Raw genomic sequence first — 20,941 nt, 5'->3', positions numbered from 1 at the left:
ATCACCCTCTCAGGTCGGCTACGCATCGTCGCCTTGGTGGGCCGTTACCTCACCAACTAGCTAATGCGCCGCGGGTCCATCTTATAGCGGATTACTCCTTTGATGTTTCTACCATGCGATAAAAACATTTCATGCGGTATTAATCTTCCTTTCGGAAGGCTATCCCCCTCTATAAGGCAGGTTACCCACGTGTTACTCACCCGTCCGCCGCTAATTCACCCCGAAGGGTTTCATCGCTCGACTTGCATGTGTTAGGCACGCCGCCAGCGTTCGTCCTGAGCCAGGATCAAACTCTCAATTTAAAAAGTTTGAGCTATGCTCTTTTTTCGCTGACTTGTTAAGTCATTTATTTGATAGATTTCTCTATCGGAATTAACTGGTTTTACCTTTTTCTCTGTTTAATTTTCAAAGACCATTTGGTTTTCATTACCATCGATTACTTCCGACGACTCTTACTATTCTACTAGATAATCTCTTATCTGTCAACATTTTTTTAAGAAGTTTTTCTCTTAATTTCTTGTTGTTTTCTGCCGCATCTCTCAGCGACAAGACTTATCTTATCATGATATGATAGCTTGTTTTTTTATAATAACCGCATTATGTTAAAAGAAATACATATTTCTTTTATTTCCTTATAATAGCTATATAATTCTATTACTGATACACCAGGCAATATTGTTACCAGTGATTTCAGTGTTCCTTGATTTCTAATGATTATAAGTTTAAAAATCAAACTAAACTTTGCCTTTTTCTTTAAAATTACATTGCGAAATTTTAATAATTTAATATCAAGTTAAAGAGCGTGGACAAAATCCACGCTCTTTAACTTAGAGATATTATATTAATTCCAATCCTTATCAATAATATCAAACATCATCTTCCCAACTCTTGCTAAAGAACTAACTCCATAAACATTAGAAGGTAAATTTCTTGACATAACAACAAATACAAAATCACCTTTTTCCAAATTTAATAACACAATATCATTTTCTATTCCTTCTAAACTTCCTGCTTTATGTGCCGTTTTAACTTTAAAATCTTTAGGCCAATAAAATGATATCCCTGTGGTTAATTGATTTCTCCTAATAACTTCTAAAATAAATTTACTATGTTCTCCATTTAACACTTTCCCCTTGCTTAATAGTGCTAAACCTTTACATAGATCATAGCTTGTAGTTATATTTTCATTATCAAAGTCTTCTTTTTCACCAGATGGATATTTTTTTATAAATGTAGATGTTAACCCCATATCATGAATGATACTATTTATCCTATCTTTGCCTATAGTGTTTATAAGTTTACACGCTGCTGTATTATCACTTTGAATAAGCATTGCAACTATTAACTCTTTAATACTATATTGTCTACCTTCTAATTCATGTATAATACCAAAAGATCCCGAAACCTTATCATCATTTGTTATTGTTACTAATTGATCTAAAAATATATTAGTAGATTCCACTTCTTTCATTACTGCCATAGCAATAGGAAGTTTAATACAACCAGCAGCTACCATTTTAAGATCTTCATTAAACCCATAAGTATAATCGCTTTTTAAATCTGCAAAATAAAAACTATATTCCCCTTCTCTTGTCTCTAAATAACGTTTGATTTCTTTCATACATACCCTCCACATGCCAAATGGTAATATCAATTTATAACTAGCTATATTATAATTTTCTTTATATATTATGTCAAATTTCTGACTATTGTAAAAAATCAATAAAGTGATATACTTTTTAGATTATATCACTTTATTATTCATACCAAATGAGTTAATATACAGCACTTTTATGGTGTAGTATTCTAATTGTAATATATAAATGCTTATTACACATTTATATAATCCCTATATTATTCATTTAAACGTCTTATATTTACAAATACTTAACTTATTTATTTTATTTTTATATTATATATAAGTTAAGTAACTATTACCTCAAAATTGTAAAAATCAACAATTATATTCCTGCACACAAAGCTTGCGGAAAGGTAATGTAATCTACGTCCCTAGTTTTCTCTTTTCCCCTTTCTTCTATTTCTTTATAACCACCTGTCGTAAGGGATTAGTACCGTCTAATGAAATTTCTATAGTTGTAACACCTTTTTCTATAGATAAATTATAATAGGTGTCAACCTTAATAAAATCTCCATTATTTACTCTAACATAAAACTCCTCAACCATTAAACTATTCATAAATGCTCCTAATGTAAATTTTATATAGTTATCATCATCTTCCTTTACATTAGTTTTCGCAAATATAATAGTAGGAATTTTATCTAACTCATTGTTCTCTTTTTCTTCATAAGGATTAATGTTAAATAAAGAATCATTATCTACAAATATAGTTGGTGGAATATAACCTTTAGAAGTTTCTAATTGAGCATCCATAACATCTTTTACATATGTTATATATGAGTTTATTATAGATCCCTCATATTTACTGTTATCAATTCTTATACTGTAAGTACCTAGATGGTTATTTAATAGCTTTATAGACTTTTTATTTAAAACTCCATCTTCATCACTGCTAACCTTAAGCTGCGATAAATCTTTCTTTAGAACCTCAATGGCACTTAAAGGTTCATCACCCTCTTTAAAATATCCACCTGTAACCACATCAAACATTATCCACTTATTAAAATTAGAATCCCATACTTCTAATACAGAGTAGTTTCCATTTAACCTATATTCTCCAACTCTAACCTTTATACCTATTGAAGCCAACAATTCTTGAAGCACCATATTATAATCCTTTTGTGAAACCTTTTTACCCGACATTAGAATTTTTAAAAGCTCTTCTCCATCTTTGTTAGTATCCATATCGGAAAGGGTTATTTCCCCTTTTTCATCTAACCATTTGTTTATATCTACACATTTCATAATTTCACTAGTATTTTCACTAACTAAAGTCTCTACTTTATATTTACTTTTTAGGGTAGCTATTTCCGCTACAGAACTATCAATGTAATAAAACTTTATATTATTTCCTGAATATAAATTATCCCATTTTTCTACTTTAGCAGTATAATCATGTTCTTTGTCTCTTTGACTAAACATCCAAAATCCTACAACACTTAATATTATAACCAAAACACCTAATCCTATATTTTTTCTTTTTCTAGCTTTCAACCCATTACTCCCCTTTACATCTGCATATTGTTATATTTATATTTTATTATAAACTTTTTTCCAATAAAATAAAAGTTTTCTATACTTCATGACAAATTTTCGTTCTTTAAATTATTCTATCTCTATATAAAGAAAAGAAACTCATTTTAATCTGAGTTTCTTTTCTTTGTAATTATTATTTATTACATCCAGGTGCTGCCTTCAATATATCTTCACTTACGCTATCAAATTTTTTAAAGTTTTCACGGAACTGTTTAACAAGCTCGTACACTTTCTTATCATACTCTTTTTTATCTTCCCAAGTATTTTTAGGTTTTAATATTTCAGATGGTACATTTGGAACCTCTTTAGGTATAAGAACATTAAAGTTTTCATCCTTTTCGAATTCAGCATTTCTTAAATTGCCTTCTATAGCAGCCTTAACCATAGCTCTAGTATAAGATAAATTCATTCTTTTACCTACACCATATTCTCCACCAGACCATCCAGTATTAACAAGATATACTTCTGTATTATTTTTTATAATTCTTTCTCCTAATAGTTTAGCATATACTTCTGGTTTCATAAGCATAAAAGGTTCACCAAAACAAGCGGAGAATGTAGCTTTTGGTTTAGTTATTCCTCTTTCTGTACCAGCTAGCTTACTAGTATATCCAGACATAAAGTGATACATAGCAGCTTCTTTAGATAATTTAGATATTGGTGGTATTACACCAAAAGCATCTGCAGTTAAGAATACTACTGTATTAGGATTTCCACCAACTCCACTTATTTCAACATTTTCGATAAAATCTATAGGATATGCTCCTCTTGTATTTTCAGTTAATGAATCATCATCAAACATTGGCCTATTATTCTCATCTAAAACTACATTTTCTAGCAATGCTCCAAATTTTAAAGCGTTATAAATTTCTCTTTCCTTTTCTTTATCTAACTTGATAGTTTTTGCATAGCATCCACCCTCAAAGTTAAATACTCCTTCATTACACCAACCATGTTCATCATCACCAATTAATTTTCTATCTGGATCTGCAGATAAAGTCGTCTTTCCAGTTCCAGAAAGTCCAAAGAATACAGCGGTATCGCCATCTTCTCCGATATTAGCTGAACAGTGCATAGGGAATACACCCTTTTTAGGTAATAAGAAGTTCATTATAGAGAATATTGATTTCTTAATCTCTCCAGAATATTGGCTTCCACCAATTAAAACAATCTTCTTTTCAAAATTAATTATTATAAAGGCTTCAGAGTTTACTCCATCCTCTTTTCCTTTAGCTTTAAAACCTGGTGCTACAATTACATTAAACTCAGGTTTAAAACTTTCTAATTGTTCTTTTTCATATCTTCTAAATAATTGATTAGACATTAGAGCTTGTGATGCCAATTCATTGACAACTCTTATATTCATGCTATACTCTTTCATTGCTCCAACATAACCATCAAATACATATAAATTCTTATCAGATAAATAATCTATAACTTGTGAATATAAATTATTGAAAATTTCTTCTTCTATGGGTAAGTTAACCTCTCCCCAGTTAATTAAATCATTTACACTTTCTTGTCTTACGATAAATCTATCTTTAGGAGATCTTCCTGTATACTTTCCTGTTTTTACAACAAAAGCTCCACTATTAGCAAGAATTCCTTCTTCATTTTTAATAGCATGAGAAACTAACTCAGCATAGCTTAAATTTTTATAAACTTCCTTATTAGTATTAATTTTTAAATTATTTAAGTTAAAATCCATTTTACTACCCCCAAATATCTTCTAGGAATTAATGTAACACATTTTTTTAATTTCCTAATATTATAATACTACTTTTTTATAAAAATGCAACAAATATTTTATTTTTCTTTATTAAATCATATTTTATTCAGAATTATTGCAAGTCGAACTTCATTATACTGCATTTTAAATTTTGTAATGGTATATAGTACATCACTTTTATCGAATTTTGCTAACTTTTAAATTTTTTTAAATCTAAATTAATATTTTAAATCATCCTTTCATTTTCAATTTAGAATGATGTCATTAATGTAGATATATGTTATAATATAAAATTGATATACTTATAAATACTTAAATTAATTAATTAAAATAACTCTGAGAAATATTTAAAGGATGTGTGAAAAATTAAGATAAATTCATTTATAGCTATAGTCACTTCAAAAATTATATTAAAACTAAGTACCAAATTATTCAAAGGAGGTTCAAACTTTCCTGGCAAAGTCGCTTTAGCCTTAGACAGAAGTATATTGTCAACAGTTGCTAAAGGTTATAAAGTAATTTTAATCACAGGTACTAACGGTAAAACTACAACCACTAGCATGATTTATAATATTCTTAATAAAGCCGGTAAAAATGCTATAACAAATAATACTGGAGCTAATATGAATACTGGAATAGTTGCGTCTTTCATTTCTAATTTCAAATTTTCTAATAAGAATAAAGATATGTACGCAGTTATCGAAGTAGATGAGGCTTACCTTAAATTCATAACAGAATATATAAAGCCTGAAATAATTACTGTAACTAATCTATTTAGGGATCAGTTAGATAGATATGGAGAGGTACATACTACTTATAATAAAATTTTAGAAGGAATACATAAATCTCCTCAATCTCTACTTGTTCTAAATGGTGATGAATCTCTACTAGGTAAAATTGATGCCAACAATCCTATAGTTTATTATGGCTTTAATGTTCCTATTAAAGAAAATACAGTTTTAAATGTAAATGCAGACAGCAAGTTCTGTAAATTCTGTAAGACTCCTTATAGTTACGAATTTATTACTTACAACCATCTAGGAAAATACTTTTGTGCAAATTGTGGTTATGAAAGACCTGAACTTAAATATCATATTGATGAAATAACAGCTTTAACTACCAAAGGCTCAGAAGTTGTTGTTAATGAAGAAAGTTACTTTATAAATCAATCTGGAGAATATAACATATATAATGCTATTTGCGCATTATCTGTAACACTAGAATTAGGTATAGAATCAACTTCAATTAAAGCATCTTTACAAAATCAAAAGAGCACTTTTGGAAGGCAAGAGAGTCTAAATATAAATGGAAAAGAAGTAAAAATAATTCTTGTAAAAAATCCTGCTGGTTATAACCAAGCTATAAACACTTTGCTTCTTAATAATAAACCTATAAATTTAGCATTGATGTTAAATGATAATTATGCCGATGGTACAGATGTTTCATGGATATGGGATGTAGATTTTGAAAAATTAAATTCACTAGAAATAAATGATATTATAATCTCTGGTATACGTCTTTATGATATGGCTGTAAGACTAAAGATTGCTAATCTTAAAGAAGAAAACTTTAAAATCTGCGAGTCCGATGATGAGCTTATAAATAATATAATAAGTGCTGAAGCAGAAACCACATATGTACTTGTTACATATACTGCTATGTTACATCTTAGAAAGTTATTGCACAGTAAAGGCTATATAAATAAAATTTGGTAAGGTTAAGGTGAGTTTATGGAAATTAATATATGTCATTTATATCCTGATTTGTTGAATGTTTATGGTGATATTGGAAATATTCTAATTCTTAAACATAGGGCTGAGAAAAGAGGAATAAATGTTATAATAAAAAACGTATCAATAGGTGATGAATTTAACCCTGAAGATTTTGATATAGTGTTCTTCGGAGGTGGTCAAGATTATGAACAGTCCATAGTTTCTAAAGACTTAGTAGAAACTAAGAAACAAGGGATTACCGATTATATAGAATCTGGAAAAGTATTTATATGCATATGTGGAGGATATCAACTTTTAGGAAAAACCTACGAAACTTCTACAGGTGAGGTTTTAGAAGGATTGGGTGTATTAGATATTTATACCAAAGCTTCTAATGAAAGATTAATAGGCAATTCAATTATATATAATGAATTCTTTAATGAAACCTACGTAGGATTTGAAAATCATTCAGGTAAAACTTACATTGGTGATTTAAATCCTCTTGGTATAGTGAAATACGGATTCGGTAACAATGGTGAAGATAAAAAAGAAGGTTGTGTTTATAAAAATACTTTCTGCACTTATTTTCATGGAAGCCTACTATCTAAAAATCCCGAGCTTACAGATAGACTTTTATCTTTAGCCATAAAAAATAAGTATGATGAAGTTGAACTTTCCCCTCTAAATGATTCCTTCGAAATCAAAGCTAAAGATCATATTATAAAAAGATTTATAAAATAAAAATAGGTTGTTGCAAAGTGATTAAAAATCATTTTGCAACAACCTATTTTCATATTAAATCCTGATAAATAAAATTACTAGCTAATAAAAACTTTTATCCATCTTAAAGGCCAAACTAAAATATTTTATTGAATCATTAACATTTCCCATATCATGATACATGGTACCTATCTTCATATACCTTTTACATATTTCACTCTTAGTTCCATATTTCATCAGAGCATCTAAAGAAAGCATCATATACGTTTCAGCCATTATATAATTCTTCTTCCTTTCGAATATCATGGCTTTATAGTAGTATGCTTTTTCCATTATTGGAACAAGCTCTAGTTCAATAGATAAATCTAGGACTTCTTCTATATAGTTTAACACTAAATCGTAGTAACCATACTCTATCAAACTTTTAACCCCATCAATTAAAAATTCACATAACTGCTCTTTATCACTTCTTGGATATTCACTCAATGCTCTTTCTACATAGTCTAAAGCCTCGTCTTTAATTCCATTTTCAAACATAGCTTTTGCAAGATCATAATACGCTCTTGCTTTTTTATCTAGCAAGTTATCATATCTTTTTAAAGCTTGCTCTTCATAGTATTTAACTTCATCGCCACCTAAATAAATTTCTATAATAGCTAGTACTTTATATATTTCTGCATTTACATACTCATTTTTATTAAATGAAAGTATTTCCTTTAAATCTTCACTAACTTTTTTTGCTTTAATTATATTATTACACATTATATAGATTACTACTTGATTATAAGTTGCCTTTATATATTCTACTGAGTCTTTTTTATCTAATTCAATAAGTTTCTTCCTTACTGTTGATATATAACTACCTGCTTGAGAACATTCACCATTAGTATATAAATATTTTGCTATATACATATAATAATTAATATGTAAAATTTCATCTTTAGACTTTTGACAAGAATTATAATATCTAGGTATAGTAGTACTTAATTCCGCTGACATACCGTGATTCAAATAGTATTCAAATAGTATTTGAAATAGTTTACAACTCAAATCATAATAGTGATACTTTTCTGCATAATCTACATTGTATAGTACATCTTCTAAAGAAATTAATGGCGTCATAGAATTAAATTTTTCAATATTTGCTTCTATCTGTTCTCTTACACCATGTTTTAAATACTCCATATCTAATCCAAGCTTATCTACAATAATTTCTAGAATCCAATCTTCTGGATCAACCTTATTGTTTTCTATACAACTCATTTTAGAAACGGAAATTTTATCTTCACATATATCTTTTAAAGTTAGACCTTTATATATTCTGGTCCTCTTTATTTTTTCTCCAGCCGATAATATTTCCATAGTTATCCCCCATTTTTAAAAATCCGTTAAGCATTTTGTTTCTTCAAGAATCTTAACCCCTTCATCTAAATATTTTCCAGCTTCTTCTTCTCTTCCTAAGTCCATGTAGAATTTTCCTAAGGCAATAGCAATTTCAGCACTTTCCTTATGATAATTCATTTTTTCTGTATAGTTTAAAGCATCTATTAAAGTTCTTTCTGCTTCTTCATACTTCTTCTCTAGTAACTCAATTTTATATTTAAGAATATGGTACTTGTACATTAAAGTACAATCTGTTACACTTAAATTTTGCATATTGGATACTATCTGTTCTAGTACCTTTTTTGCATTTATTTCATCTTTTAATTTTATATAGTTATTACAAATCAACATTAAAGTATTAACAGTAGATTCCTCAGAAAGCCTTTCTTTAATAGCTTTAGCATCTAAAAGATATTCAAAGGACCTGTCTACATATCCATATTCTGAAAACATTTCTCCTAACCCTGACATTAAATCTGTAATTAAAATACTTTGTTGTCTAGTTCTAAAGAGATTCAAACTTTTTTCAGTGTATGCAATAGCCTGGTTTAAGTTACCCTCTTTAAACCTTACTTGTCCAATCTTCATAAATGATTCTCCATAGTTTCTCGAATCCTTTAGTTTTAAAAGTTTTTCTTCAGCATATTTCATATACTCTATTGCTTCTTTATCAATTCCCATTTTATTAAGAGTTTTGCTTATGTAATAATAAACCTTACCCATAGCAACTTCATTATATACATCACTTTCTTCAAACACCTTCTCTGCTTGTTGAAAATAGCTATATGCAGAATGATATGCATCAAGTTCAAGAGTAATTTTGCCTAGAAGCATAAATACTTTAATAATTTCGTCACTACAATTATATTTAATATATATATTATTAGCTGAAAGTAGTAACTCCTGAGCTTCATCATATTCTTTTTTCTTTTCATGTATTAAGGCTTTTAAATACAAATTAGTTGCCATATTTAATTCAAGACCATATTTTTCAATATATAAAAATGAATCTTCTAATGCCTTCCAAGCTATCTCCAAATTATTATTTAATATATTAGATTCCGCGATATTTTGATAGTATATACAAATCTTGCCTGCTTGCGTTTCTTCAGTCTCCATAAGGTGTTCTACCGAAACTTTTAATGCACCTGCTAAATATTCTAACAAGTCCATGCTAGGATTAGATTTACCTGATTCAATTAAACTTATTTGACCAGCAGTTATTCTATCTCCAGCCAGATTTTTTAGAGTTAAATCAAGCTCCTTTCTCCTTTTTTTTATTTTTTCTCCTAAAGATAAAATTTCCATAAATTCATCCTCTTCTCTTAGCAAATGCTTCCTAATTACTTCAGATAATTATACCCCTATATTGTACCATAAACAAACAAAATACACAAAAATAAATGTCTTAATTTTTTATTAAATGTGAGTTAATTTAATCAGTTTTATTGTATTATATTAAACTTTATTTAAAATAAAGATAGCTAGAGCAGAAAATCTGCTCTAGCTATCTTAAAGGAACCATTGCTTTATTAAACATATCTTCAGCTCTATGTTGAAATCTCTTAGCCTTTTTCCTTAATTTTCTTTTAGTTCTTCCATCCATTGAAGGCATTACGTAATTAACAGCTAAGGCTAAACTTGCTATCAACACCATAATCTTTAATAACATTTTCATAAAATACACATCCCTTCTCATTGTATACTTATCCACCTAAAATTCCATAGAATTTTCCATATAAATAAATAGATATTTTAGGTTACAATAATATTTACTTATTCATAATTAGCAGATCTTAAGTATGTTTATAGGATGCACATATTTCTAATTTATATGCCTATAATTAATTTATTTTAAGTTTTGAATTAATTCTAATATAATTTTATCCTTAACCTCTATAGGTACACATTTTAAATATTTTTCTCTCTCATTTATATCTATACTATTTAAGTGTTCTATTATTCTGGTAATGTGATATTTATCTTCAATTCCTATAGTACTATGAACATCTAGAGACATAACGTTACTAATATTTTTCTTAATAATTTTAGAAAGTTTATTTTTAACGTCACTAGTAGCAACCCTTAAAGTATTATTTTCAACAGCTTTATCTACTACAGAATCAAATTCTACCCCAGCACCACTTTTTGCCAACTCATCTGCAATATCATTATATAAATCATTAGTATGACTATCTACCTTAACAAATATAATGTTTATATTACCTTCTTTTTTTAACTTGTTAATAACTTCATAGTATTCCTTTGATAAAACTGTATTTCTCTCCCATGCGCCTGTTGCATGTTGACAGACTCCAGCATAATCATAAAATAATACTATTTCTCTATAGTTATTATCTAATGCATATTTTACACCATTTATAGCAGCCTTCAGCTCTCCATTTACTTGCCTTTGATTGCACTGATTATTCTTGCCTCCACCATAGCTGACATATGTAATTATATCCTTTTCAACTACAAGTACCCCATATCCAAACTCTTCTGTAGATATGTTATAGCTTCCATCAACATATATATGAGGCACATCTAAAGGATAGTTGTCCACACCTTTCTTTAATTCTGAACTATTATCTAAATAATCTTTTGCCTCTTTTTCTGTTAAAAAACTCTTATATATAGCACCTTTCGCTCCTTTTACATAGGAAAGACACTCACTCCAACTTTTAACAATAATATTATTAACGTCTACATTATTATTAAAATCTCTTCCTTTTTTTATCGCATAATATTTAGTTGCCATAATAACCCCTACCTTAAACGTAGATTTATTTAGTAAAAAATACTATAGACTTTTTTATAGATATTCTTACTACATCTACCATTTTTCTTATTTCTTTTGCTCCAAACTTGTCATTTAGTAAAGTCATAGCTTCTCTAGAAACCTCTATAATATTGCTCTGACCTTCCCAATTATCAAGAATTATTTCTTCTGGAATATCACAAAGCACCTTTTGAAGTATAAAAAATGTAACTGCTAAATCATCAATCTTACCTATAATAGGTAATGTATCTGGTAATATATCTAAAGGAAACAAAAGATATCCTAAAGCAATAGATATATTAAACTTTACCTCTTTTGCTACTCTTTTGTCCTTATATAACCTCATAAACAAAGCAATTATATCTGGTATCATCACTACATAGGGATACATCTTTTCATATTTTGCAGAAAATCTTTCTTTAAATTCTTTTCTAAACCTTCTATAAGTATACTCTTTATGATTATCTAAATTTTTTTTATTAGATTCTACACTGGAAATTGGCACTTCTTCTTCTTTTTTTTCTTCATTTTTATCATTAGATTTATCATTTTCATTTTTAAAATTAAAATTACTAACCTCTGCTTCAAGACCATATGGGATTATAGATAAATCTTCTAATTTAAAATCAACCATTGGTATAACTTTACACAACTTATATAAATCTATAATTATCATATCATCAGTAAACTCTATGCCAAAATTAGCTACTTTTGAGCTAATTACTTTTAATGCCACATTTACAATGCCTTTAAATATTTTAAGACTTTTTACATTAATTTTATCTATACTTAAATATAGTTTATTATTCTCAACTTTGTTTATAGATATATCAACAGAAAAAGGAATAGATACTTTATGCTTATAACTTCCAACTACATTAATATTTTTATCTACTAATATTTTGTCAATTTTAAGTCCTTCAACGTGTACATAGTCTCTTAATACATCTACAACAATACTGTATAAATCTTTTTCTGTTATTGAAATCTTTATATTAGATATCTTCATTTTATTTTACCTCCAATTGTACTTTAATCATAATAGAAACAGAGTTCTTTGTTTCAGATGGGGTTTTTACCCCCCTGAATAGACATCCTTATCCAAGGACGTAGCAACTCCTTACCCCCACTTTGAAGAAGATGAAAGTATTAGAGCTGGTAGTCATCGGGTAAAATATATATACGCCAAATTTCTATATCAAAACCAAAAGGACATACCTCAATTATACAGCATAATTAAAAACAGTACATCCCTCAATCCATATATTTATTAAATTACACATTGGATAATTAAATTAATTTTTTCCAACAAATTAATTTCATAAAATTTTACTGGTTTTCTAGTTTCATGATCATATAGTACTCTTATTATAGGCCTATCGGGGAACCCTTTGTTCTGACTTATAACATATCCTTCTACTCCATTAGAAAGTTTAACACAACACCCTAATGGATATACTGAAAATGTTTCTTTAAATGTGCGCACTAATTTTTCATCAAACTGACTTCCTGATCCAGAAAGTATAAGCTCATAAGCTTGATTAGGCTCAAATTTTTTTCTATAGCTTCTATCACTAGTTACCGCATCATATACATCGCATATTCCTACGATCTTACCAAATCTTGAAATTTGATCCCCTTGCAATCCATAAGGATATCCTTTTCCATTAATTTTTTCATGATGCTGCTCTACTCCTTCAATTGCACTAGCTGGAATTTTATAATTTTTACTCAATATTTCCCCACCATAAATTGGGTGTTTCTTCATGACTTCAAACTCCTCATCAGAAAGCTTCCCATTTTTATTAATTATACCTGCAGGCACTTTTATTTTTCCTACATCATGTAACATTCCACATATACCTAATTCTCGTACTGCCCACTTTTTCATTCCAAGGCTCATGCCTAAAAATACTGACATAATTCCAGTGTTTATACTATGCAAAAATGTGTAGTTATCATGAGTTTTTACATCATTTAAACATTTATTCACATCTTCAATTTCCATTATATAATTCAACAACTGATCCATATTTTCTAAATATTCATCTCCACATGAACCAACTATACTTCCTATACCCCTTGATATATTCTTTAAGCTTTTCATAGTGGCTTGTTTTAGTACTATTAGTTTTTCATCTACTATGTCTACATCTTCTAATCGTTCATCCTCAAGATAAACATAATATACTCCTAACTCTTCAAGTCTTTTTATGTATACACTGCTAAGACTCATACCAGCTTTTAACAATATTCTTCCATCATCACCATATACATGTTTACCAAGTATATCTGATTCATTAACTCTACATATATGTTCTAATCTCATGATTCTCCCCCAATTATGTACTATTGATATTCCTCACATTTTCCTTCTATATCAATAAAAACTTTTTCTAAAGCTTCCTTAATTCTTGTACATACATTGTTTAATCTATTATTTAGCACATTATGATCTTCATCGTAATCAAAAGTAACAATCCACGTAGGATTAAACTCCTCATCATAAATTTCTATAGAGTCTACTATATCTTTGAAACTTTCATCATCGAATAAATCGTATATTGCTGAAAACTCCCACTCCTCGACATCTTTGTTAGTATCAAAATATAAATTTACCTTTTCACCATCATAAAATAGTTTAGTAATATATTCTGCACCTTCATTAACCTCATAGCTTCCAAGCTCTCTTGTAAAAAATTTCGTCTCTTTATCCTTTTCCATTAATACAATAGCAGAAAAATCCATTATTATACCCTCCTAATATCTTTGTAATTCATTTACATAAATTACTTTAAATGCTATAATTGATTATATCCTTAAAGGAGTGTGAATTATGAATCTTATAAAAAATCTTAAAAAATTCAAAACTCTTTCCTTCATATCTTTAATAATTATAATTACTACTTATATAATTATTTTTAGTTACACTAATTTTAAATGTAAAAATTTAGATTATGCTATAAAAAAATATTCCACTTCTGGTATTTTTAATAAATATAAATTATATTCCCTAGAAGACTTTAACATTAAGTTTTCAGATGGTAATATATGTATTGCGGAAGTAAATGGTATAGAAGGAAAAAGCCCATATAAAACCACGACTTATAATCTTCACTTGGTAAAACATAAGTCTGGCAAATGGAAACTATCTGAAATTTCTCCTAATAACAATTGATTTTTCCCATAAACACAACTATTTTAGTATACCTTAGTAACCATAAATATACAACAATAAACAACTCCCCTTAAGATAATATTTATCGTTACCTTAAGGGGAGCATTTGTTCTTCCTATCTTATTTCTGCTAATACACTTAATAAGTAATCATACATTCTATCTAGTGAAGAAATACTTACATGCTCATCTGGTGTGTGAACATCAAAAATATTTGGCCCAAAGGAAATCTGATCTATATTCCCATTAAATTTATCTCCAATTAATCCACATTCAAGTCCTGCATGAATTGCAGATATCTCTGCTTTATTACCAAATTTATTTTCGTAAACTTGTTCAAATACAGTTCTAATTTTAGATTCCGGATTATACTGCCACTCAGGATAATCTGATTCAAGTTCTATAACACAATTCATTATTTCTGCAAGTACTGTCATTCGATCTACAATTGATTTTTTTAAAGAAGCTACTGAGCTTCTAACTGCATTGTCAAATTCTACAGCTTCACTAGTAGTAGTTACCACACCTACATTGGTAGAACTCTGTACTAACCCTGGTATTGCCATACTCATAGTTTGAACTCCATTTGGTAATAAGAATAATGTTCTTAGAACTTTCTGTCTAGTATCATCGCAGAATACTTTATCTACAGACTTAGTAACTTCATAGGTTAATTTCAAATCATCATCTATACCTTGTAATTCATTTATAAATATAGATGACCATTCTTTTATTTTTCCTTCTACTTTAACTATATCTTCTGGTCTTACAGCTATAATAGCATCTGCTTCTCTTGGAATAGCATTCATTTTAGCTCCTCCATTTAAAGATGCTAGTTTGAAGTCTACAACTGAATTAAGATCCATTAAGAATCTACCCATCATTTTATTGGCATTTCCTCTTTCTTTCTTAATTTCCATACCAGAGTGTCCGCCTTTAAGTCCTCTTATTTTAATAGCTAATGAACTGTAGTTTCCTTCTATATTCTCATAATTTGTTGGCACAGAGAATTTAAGTCTAACTCCTCCTGCACAACTTACTAATAGTACTCCTTCTTCTTCAGAGTCTATATTTATTAATATTCTTCCATTTAAGTGTTCTGGATTTAAATTTGTTGCTCCACCCATTCCTGTTTCTTCTTCAGTAGTAATCAATACTTCTATAGGAGGGTGAGCTGTTGTTTTATTATCAAGAATTGCAAGAGCATAAGCTACTGCAATACCATTATCCGCTCCTAATGTAGTTCCATTAGCCTTTATAAAATCGCCGTCTATAATAAATTCTATTGGATCTTTTTCAAAGTCATGTTCAGTTCCTTGATTTTTTTCACAAACCATATCCATATGCCCTTGTAAAATCACTGTTGGAGCATTTTCATAACCACTAGTAGCTGGCTTCTTAATAATAACATTTAGTGCTTCATCTTGTATAACTTCTAAATTTCTGTCCTTGGCAAACTTAACTAACCAATCGCTAACAGCCTTTTCATTTCCTGAACCTCTTGGTATTTCATTCATCTCTTTAAAAAATTTGATTGCCTCAAAGCTTTTTAAGTTTTTTAATGTTTCTATCATTTTAATCATCCTTTCCTTAAAAGAAAATCATCTTTAATCCAAATAATATCAAAATTATGCCTCCTATATAATCAGCATATTTTCTTAATATATGGATTTTTCTTAGATACTTTGCTATTATAAATGCTAATATGCTCATAAAAAATGTTATCATACCAACAATAGCAGTAAAGAGTGTTAAGGTTACCATACTTTCTATCCTTGAGAAAGCAATAAATCCAATTACTATTGCATCAATGCTCACAGATATCCCTAAAATGAAGTACATTTTAAAGGTTATGACAATACTTTCTTCTTTTTCTATCATACCTTCCTTTATCATAAGTATACCAACTATTGCAATAACTATTCCCCCCATAACTGCAGGGACGGAAGCAATATTCTCTGTAAATATTTTACCACCAAATCCTCCTAAAATAGAAAACAAAAATTGGAAAAAACCAAAAGAAATTGCAAAAGAAAACTTTTGTCTTGCCTTAGCCCCTCTATTTAAGCCAATAGCTATTGCAATACCAAAAGCATCTAATGAAACTGCTAAGGCTATGAATAGCAATTCTTCTATTGCCATAAAAGACCTCCTACAAATACAATAATTTAATATTATCATAAATTTATATTTTCAATAACAACATTAATATTAATATTATAATTCTAACTTTTCAAAATTATGATTATAAATTAAATTATTTGTACTATAATAATTATTACTTTTAAATATACAGTTGTCAATTAGAAATATAGTGTTAAAATATATTCATGAGTTTTATTATATGAGGTGATAACATTGATTACAATATTTAAAAGTGATACCTCGGGCCGTCTCACAGAAATCGATTCTATAGAACATGGCTCTTGGATTAGTATGATTAATCCATCCGATGAAGAAGTTCTTTTAATTACACAAAAACTTAATATTCCTCAAGATTTTATAAGAGCTGCATTAGATGAAGAAGAAGGTTCAAGAATAGAATTTGAGAATAATGCTACTCTTGTAATTATAGATATTCCATTCACTGAAATGGACGATAATTCATTAACTTACGATACATATCCACTAGCAATAATATATACCGAAAGCGTAATTATAACTGTATGTCTTAAAAATAGTCCTGTATTATCAGATTTTACCATTGAAAAAATCTCTTCATTTTATACTTTTAAGAAGGTCAGATTTATGCTTCAAATATTATATAGAGCATCAAATTACTATTTATTATACCTAAGACAAATAAATAGAAAGAGTCTTTTGGTTGAAAAAACCCTTTATAAATCTTTAAAAAACAGAGAATTAATTCAATTATTTGCTCTTCAAAAATCCTTAGTATATTTCTCTACATCTTTAAAATCTAATGATTTAACCTTAGAAAAACTTTTAAAGCAGGAAATCCTTACAAAATATGATGAGGATAGAGATATTTTAGATGATGTTATGATAGAAAATCGTCAAGCTATAGAAATGTGTAGTATATATAGTGATGTCCTCACTGGTACTATGGATGTATTTGCTTCTATAATTTCTAATAATCAAAACCAAGTTATGAAATACTTAACATCTGTAACTATAGTTATTTCTATTCCAACTTTAATATCAGGTCTTTTAGGTATGAATGTAGGTGGAATACCTTTTTTCAATGCCTCTGATGGATTTCTGTATATGTGTATAATTGTAGGATTAATAACTTTAGCCGTTACATACTATCTTAGAAAAAAAGATATGTTTTAAATAATAAAAACCCAATAGAAATCTAGTATGTAATTATGAAGGTATTTATGGATAATTATATACTAGATTTTATATTGAGTCCCCTTTTGTAACATTCCCTAATTATATTTCATATACTATATTTGATAATATTTTTATATGAGGTATATAATGCAATATATTAATGTTCCCTTTAATATTCCTACAAGAGTAGATGACATGATGAATTCTGAAGATAATATGTCAGCCTATGTTAGGGTTGCTCACATTGCAGCTAGAGCCCCTGATGTAGATATTTATGTAAATGATAAACTAACAATACCTGATCTTGAGTATAGAGATTTTACAACCTATATTAAACTTCCTTCTGGAACTTATAACATAAAGGTGTATAGAGCTAATAATACTGATTTTCCCTTGGCAGATGTTGATATTTTTATAGCACCCAAAAGTGTAACTACTATTGTAGCTTACATGCAAAGAAGAATGTTAAGCTTATACCCTGTGGATGAAACTCCGTTAACCTCTACAACTGACGGTAAAGCTAAAATTAGAATTGCTCAGTTTATTGAAAACATTCCACCTGTAGATGTAGTTCTTTCTAATGGTACTGTACTTTATAAAAATGTAAACTTTAAGGACATAAGAAATTATATTGAACTACCTATTGGTAGATATACTATGCTATTAAAATTAGCTAATACAGATATTGATATGTTATATGTTCCCAATATAAATCTAAAATCAGATAAATACTATACGCTCTATTTGATTGGTTTAGTTACTAATTTCCCAACACCACAGATGTTAATTCCTTTAGATGGAATAAGTTATTTAAATATATAAATTTTGTTTCTTTAGTCTCTAAATCTTTATTAATTAATCTTTACACATTAACGTAAATGCTAGCCCACAAGCTAGCCTTTACGTTTAATTTTTATTTAACTACTTTAATTATTGTCCTGCATATTGTAATTTATACAAATTGCTATAAAGCCCTTTTTTCTCTAATAGTTCTGAATGACTTCCAATTTCACGTATCCTACCCCTGTGCATTACAATAATTTTATCTGCATTTTTAATAGTTGACAATCTATGTGCTACTACTATAGTAGTTCGTCCTTTAGTTAATTTATTTAGAGCATCTTGAATTAAACTTTCTGTTTCAGTATCTATGTTAGCTGTAGCTTCATCTAAAACTAAAATTGGCGGGTTAAAAGCTAATGCTCTAGCAAATGCAATCAGTTGTCTCTCACCTTGAGAAAAGGTTGTTCCTCTCTCATTAACCTCAGCATTGTATTTATCTGGTAACTTTTCAATAAATATATTTGCATTTACATATTTACACGCTTTTACAATCTCTTCATCTGTTATATTCTCATTATTTAATCTTACATTTCCTTTTATATCACCAGCAAATAGAAATACATCTTGAAGCACTGTAGCTACATTTTTTCTAAGTTCGTCCTTAGACATTTCTTTAATACTAACTCCATCTATCAGAATTTCGCCCTTTTGAATATCATAAAGTCTAGTTATGAGACTTATTATTGAGGTTTTTCCTGCTCCCGTTGCTCCAACAAAGGCTACCGTTTCACCTTTTCTAATTCTAAAGCTTACATCTTTTAATACCCAGTCTTCATCATTGTATGCAAACCAAACATTTTTAAATTCAATATCTCCTTGGGCACGTCCTATATGTTTAGGCTCCTTTGGGTTTTTAATTATAGAATCATTATCTAATAACATAAATATACGCTCTGAGGAAGCCATAGAAGACTGAAGTATATCAAATTTCTCAGATAAATCAAATATTGGTTGAAATAGTTTTTGTATATATATTACAAATGCATATAACACTCCAAATTCTATTGTTAAATTTAGAACTGCTGTACCACCAACCCAAATTAATATGCATAGAGCTAATTGATAAGTCATATCCATAAGTGGTCTAAATATAGCAAATACTTTAATTTGTTCCATTGCAGCTGTGGAATATGATGTATTAATTTCATCAAATTCACTATACTTTTTACTTTCAACTCCAAATATCTGCACAGTCTTCATACCACTTATATTTTCAGATAAATTAGAGTTAATTCTAGATAATCTAGTTCTTACTTTCCTATAAGCTTCTCTATCATATTTTCTAAATATAAAGGTTAAAGCAACTACTAATGGAAGGGTTATAATTGATACTATTCCTAATTTTATATCTAATAGAAACATAGCAATTACAATGCCACTAACAAGAAATAAATCTTTGATTAAATATACTAACACAGATGTGTACATTTCATTTAAGGTTTCTACATCATTTGTAATTCTAGTTACTAATCTTCCCACTGGACTCTTATCAAAGAAAGATAATGATAAACTCTCTACATGCTTAAATATTGCAGCTCTTATATTATATACAATCTTTTGACCAGTATACTGTAACAAATAAATTTGAATATAGTTTAGTATAAATATTACTATATAAATTAGCAATATTATAATAGCACTCCACTTTATCAAATCTAAATCATTAGTTCTTAATACTTTTATATCTTTTATAGTTATTTCATGAGCTTTAAATTCATTGTTATCTTGAAAAAACTTTTCACCTGATATTTCATAGGCTGTGTTTTTCCTTGGTTCACCCTCTATAACATAGGGTTCATTATTCTCATCATATACTATTGAAGCTCTTATTGCTCCATCTCTTTCTCCCCTTACTACATATTTATCCCCTATGGCTATTGAACTATTTTCAGCTTCTTCTATAATAGAATATTTTCCACTTAAAGGATTAATATTACTATCTATAACATTTTTTATTATAAAGGGAACAGACAAATCTAAGCACACTACTAAAAACATTATAATTACTACTATTCCCATTAAGCCTTTATATGGCAATGCAAATTTTAAGAGCCTTTTCATCAAAAGGGAGTCATATTGCTTATCCAATACTTCATCTTCCTGATTAAAGTTTTCCATAA

The 20,941-nt window shown here is 28.6% G+C and carries 19 protein-coding genes and 1 rRNA gene; 5 read left to right on the top strand and 15 right to left on the bottom strand.

Features of this window, described 5'->3' with window-relative positions; genetic code table 11:
• The 5 genes from ACTNBA_RS08420 to pckA all read right to left on the bottom strand — a co-directional run.
• A 16S ribosomal RNA gene (locus ACTNBA_RS08420) occupies positions 1 to 302 on the bottom strand; the annotation flags it as partial.
• A 124-nt stretch (positions 303 to 426) separates the two neighbouring features.
• Positions 427 to 549 (bottom strand): hypothetical protein, encoded by a 123-nt coding sequence (locus tag ACTNBA_RS08415; RefSeq protein ID WP_441073387.1) that lies wholly within the window; start codon positions 547 to 549, stop codon positions 427 to 429.
• A gap of 292 nt (positions 550 to 841) precedes the next feature.
• A complete protein-coding gene (locus ACTNBA_RS08410; protein ID WP_441073386.1) occupies positions 842 to 1,621 on the bottom strand; it encodes a serine hydrolase in 780 nt (259 codons plus the stop codon).
• Positions 1,622 to 2,035: 414 nt separating this feature from the next.
• Positions 2,036 to 3,133, bottom strand: coding sequence for a hypothetical protein (locus ACTNBA_RS08405; RefSeq protein ID WP_441073384.1), 1,098 nt, complete (start codon positions 3,131 to 3,133; stop codon positions 2,036 to 2,038).
• Positions 3,134 to 3,308: 175 nt separating this feature from the next.
• Entirely contained in the window at positions 3,309 to 4,883 is a 1,575-nt protein-coding gene (pckA, locus tag ACTNBA_RS08400; protein WP_441073383.1) for a phosphoenolpyruvate carboxykinase (ATP), read from the bottom strand.
• A 386-nt stretch (positions 4,884 to 5,269) separates the two neighbouring features.
• On the opposite strand from pckA, the gene ACTNBA_RS08395 reads away from it, so the two are divergent.
• Entirely contained in the window at positions 5,270 to 6,619 is a 1,350-nt protein-coding gene (locus tag ACTNBA_RS08395) for a MurT ligase domain-containing protein (RefSeq protein WP_441073392.1), read from the top strand.
• Positions 6,620 to 6,634: 15 nt separating this feature from the next.
• The gene (locus ACTNBA_RS08390; protein WP_441073381.1) at positions 6,635 to 7,357 is read left to right on the top strand and encodes a type 1 glutamine amidotransferase; all 723 of its coding nucleotides are present in this window, start codon (positions 6,635 to 6,637) and stop codon (positions 7,355 to 7,357) included.
• Positions 7,358 to 7,438: 81 nt separating this feature from the next.
• Here ACTNBA_RS08390 and ACTNBA_RS08385 read toward each other — a convergent pair whose 3' ends face one another.
• From ACTNBA_RS08385 to ACTNBA_RS08355, 7 genes are all read right to left on the bottom strand, one after another.
• Complete coding sequence (locus tag ACTNBA_RS08385; protein WP_346849213.1) at positions 7,439 to 8,698, bottom strand: XRE family transcriptional regulator; 1,260 nt, start codon at positions 8,696 to 8,698, stop codon at positions 7,439 to 7,441.
• Between the two features lie 15 nt (positions 8,699 to 8,713).
• Complete coding sequence (locus ACTNBA_RS08380; protein WP_441073380.1) at positions 8,714 to 10,051, bottom strand: helix-turn-helix domain-containing protein; 1,338 nt, start codon at positions 10,049 to 10,051, stop codon at positions 8,714 to 8,716.
• Positions 10,052 to 10,226: 175 nt separating this feature from the next.
• The gene (locus ACTNBA_RS08375; RefSeq protein ID WP_156964390.1) at positions 10,227 to 10,397 is read right to left on the bottom strand and encodes a hypothetical protein; all 171 of its coding nucleotides are present in this window, start codon (positions 10,395 to 10,397) and stop codon (positions 10,227 to 10,229) included.
• A 171-nt stretch (positions 10,398 to 10,568) separates the two neighbouring features.
• On the bottom strand, positions 10,569 to 11,480 hold the full coding sequence (locus ACTNBA_RS08370; protein WP_441073379.1) for a ribonuclease H family protein: 912 nt from the start codon (positions 11,478 to 11,480) through the stop codon (positions 10,569 to 10,571).
• Between the two features lie 25 nt (positions 11,481 to 11,505).
• Positions 11,506 to 12,510, bottom strand: coding sequence for a YkvA family protein (locus ACTNBA_RS08365; protein WP_441073377.1), 1,005 nt, complete (start codon positions 12,508 to 12,510; stop codon positions 11,506 to 11,508).
• Positions 12,511 to 12,771: 261 nt separating this feature from the next.
• Entirely contained in the window at positions 12,772 to 13,830 is a 1,059-nt protein-coding gene (locus tag ACTNBA_RS08360; protein ID WP_441073376.1) for an HD-GYP domain-containing protein, read from the bottom strand.
• Positions 13,831 to 13,850: 20 nt separating this feature from the next.
• The gene (locus ACTNBA_RS08355) at positions 13,851 to 14,249 is read right to left on the bottom strand and encodes a DUF6762 family protein (protein WP_441073374.1); all 399 of its coding nucleotides are present in this window, start codon (positions 14,247 to 14,249) and stop codon (positions 13,851 to 13,853) included.
• 88 nt (positions 14,250 to 14,337) lie between these two features.
• On the opposite strand from ACTNBA_RS08355, the gene ACTNBA_RS08350 reads away from it, so the two are divergent.
• On the top strand, positions 14,338 to 14,679 hold the full coding sequence (locus tag ACTNBA_RS08350) for a hypothetical protein (RefSeq protein ID WP_441073373.1): 342 nt from the start codon (positions 14,338 to 14,340) through the stop codon (positions 14,677 to 14,679).
• 115 nt (positions 14,680 to 14,794) lie between these two features.
• Here the strand turns inward: ACTNBA_RS08350 and ACTNBA_RS08345 are convergent, their stop codons facing one another.
• On the bottom strand, positions 14,795 to 16,249 hold the full coding sequence (locus ACTNBA_RS08345) for an aminoacyl-histidine dipeptidase (RefSeq protein ID WP_441073391.1): 1,455 nt from the start codon (positions 16,247 to 16,249) through the stop codon (positions 14,795 to 14,797).
• Between the two features lie 19 nt (positions 16,250 to 16,268).
• Positions 16,269 to 16,820 carry a manganese efflux pump MntP gene (locus tag ACTNBA_RS08340; RefSeq protein ID WP_035135592.1) on the bottom strand — a complete coding sequence of 184 codons (552 nt, stop codon included), beginning with the start codon at positions 16,818 to 16,820 and terminating at the stop codon, positions 16,269 to 16,271.
• Between the two features lie 216 nt (positions 16,821 to 17,036).
• Between ACTNBA_RS08340 and ACTNBA_RS08335 the strand changes: the two genes are divergently transcribed.
• Positions 17,037 to 17,975, top strand: a complete 939-nt coding sequence (locus ACTNBA_RS08335) for a magnesium transporter CorA family protein (RefSeq protein ID WP_035135590.1) — start codon at positions 17,037 to 17,039, stop codon at positions 17,973 to 17,975.
• A gap of 150 nt (positions 17,976 to 18,125) precedes the next feature.
• Positions 18,126 to 18,800, top strand: coding sequence for a DUF4397 domain-containing protein (locus tag ACTNBA_RS08330; RefSeq protein WP_441073372.1), 675 nt, complete (start codon positions 18,126 to 18,128; stop codon positions 18,798 to 18,800).
• Between the two features lie 108 nt (positions 18,801 to 18,908).
• Here the strand turns inward: ACTNBA_RS08330 and ACTNBA_RS08325 are convergent, their stop codons facing one another.
• On the bottom strand, positions 18,909 to 20,939 hold the full coding sequence (locus tag ACTNBA_RS08325; protein WP_441073371.1) for an ABC transporter ATP-binding protein: 2,031 nt from the start codon (positions 20,937 to 20,939) through the stop codon (positions 18,909 to 18,911).
• Positions 20,940 to 20,941 lie beyond the last annotated feature (2 nt).

The organism is Clostridium sulfidigenes (genome assembly GCF_052067195.1).
GTDB classification, from domain to species: domain Bacteria; phylum Bacillota; class Clostridia; order Clostridiales; family Clostridiaceae; genus Clostridium_J; species Clostridium_J sulfidigenes.
This window is presented reverse-complemented; position numbering and strand designations above follow the sequence as displayed.

Excerpts from the sequence above, each read along its gene's own strand:
- ACTNBA_RS08410 (WP_441073386.1), bottom strand. The coding sequence starts at position 1,621 with ATGAAAGAAATCAAACGTTATTTAGAGACAAGAGAAGGGGAATATAGT.
- pckA (WP_441073383.1), bottom strand. The coding sequence starts at position 4,883 with ATGGATTTTAACTTAAATAATTTAAAAATTAATACTAATAAGGAAGTT.
- ACTNBA_RS08390 (WP_441073381.1), top strand. The coding sequence starts at position 6,635 with ATGGAAATTAATATATGTCATTTATATCCTGATTTGTTGAATGTTTAT.
- ACTNBA_RS08385 (WP_346849213.1), bottom strand. The coding sequence starts at position 8,698 with ATGGAAATATTATCGGCTGGAGAAAAAATAAAGAGGACCAGAATATAT.
- ACTNBA_RS08375 (WP_156964390.1), bottom strand. The coding sequence starts at position 10,397 with ATGAAAATGTTATTAAAGATTATGGTGTTGATAGCAAGTTTAGCCTTA.
- ACTNBA_RS08370 (WP_441073379.1), bottom strand. The coding sequence starts at position 11,480 with ATGGCAACTAAATATTATGCGATAAAAAAAGGAAGAGATTTTAATAAT.
- ACTNBA_RS08365 (WP_441073377.1), bottom strand. The coding sequence starts at position 12,510 with ATGAAGATATCTAATATAAAGATTTCAATAACAGAAAAAGATTTATAC.
- ACTNBA_RS08360 (WP_441073376.1), bottom strand. The coding sequence starts at position 13,830 with ATGAGATTAGAACATATATGTAGAGTTAATGAATCAGATATACTTGGT.
- ACTNBA_RS08355 (WP_441073374.1), bottom strand. The coding sequence starts at position 14,249 with ATGGATTTTTCTGCTATTGTATTAATGGAAAAGGATAAAGAGACGAAA.
- ACTNBA_RS08350 (WP_441073373.1), top strand. The coding sequence starts at position 14,338 with ATGAATCTTATAAAAAATCTTAAAAAATTCAAAACTCTTTCCTTCATA.
- ACTNBA_RS08340 (WP_035135592.1), bottom strand. The coding sequence starts at position 16,820 with ATGGCAATAGAAGAATTGCTATTCATAGCCTTAGCAGTTTCATTAGAT.
- ACTNBA_RS08330 (WP_441073372.1), top strand. The coding sequence starts at position 18,126 with ATGCAATATATTAATGTTCCCTTTAATATTCCTACAAGAGTAGATGAC.
- ACTNBA_RS08325 (WP_441073371.1), bottom strand. The coding sequence starts at position 20,939 with ATGGAAAACTTTAATCAGGAAGATGAAGTATTGGATAAGCAATATGAC.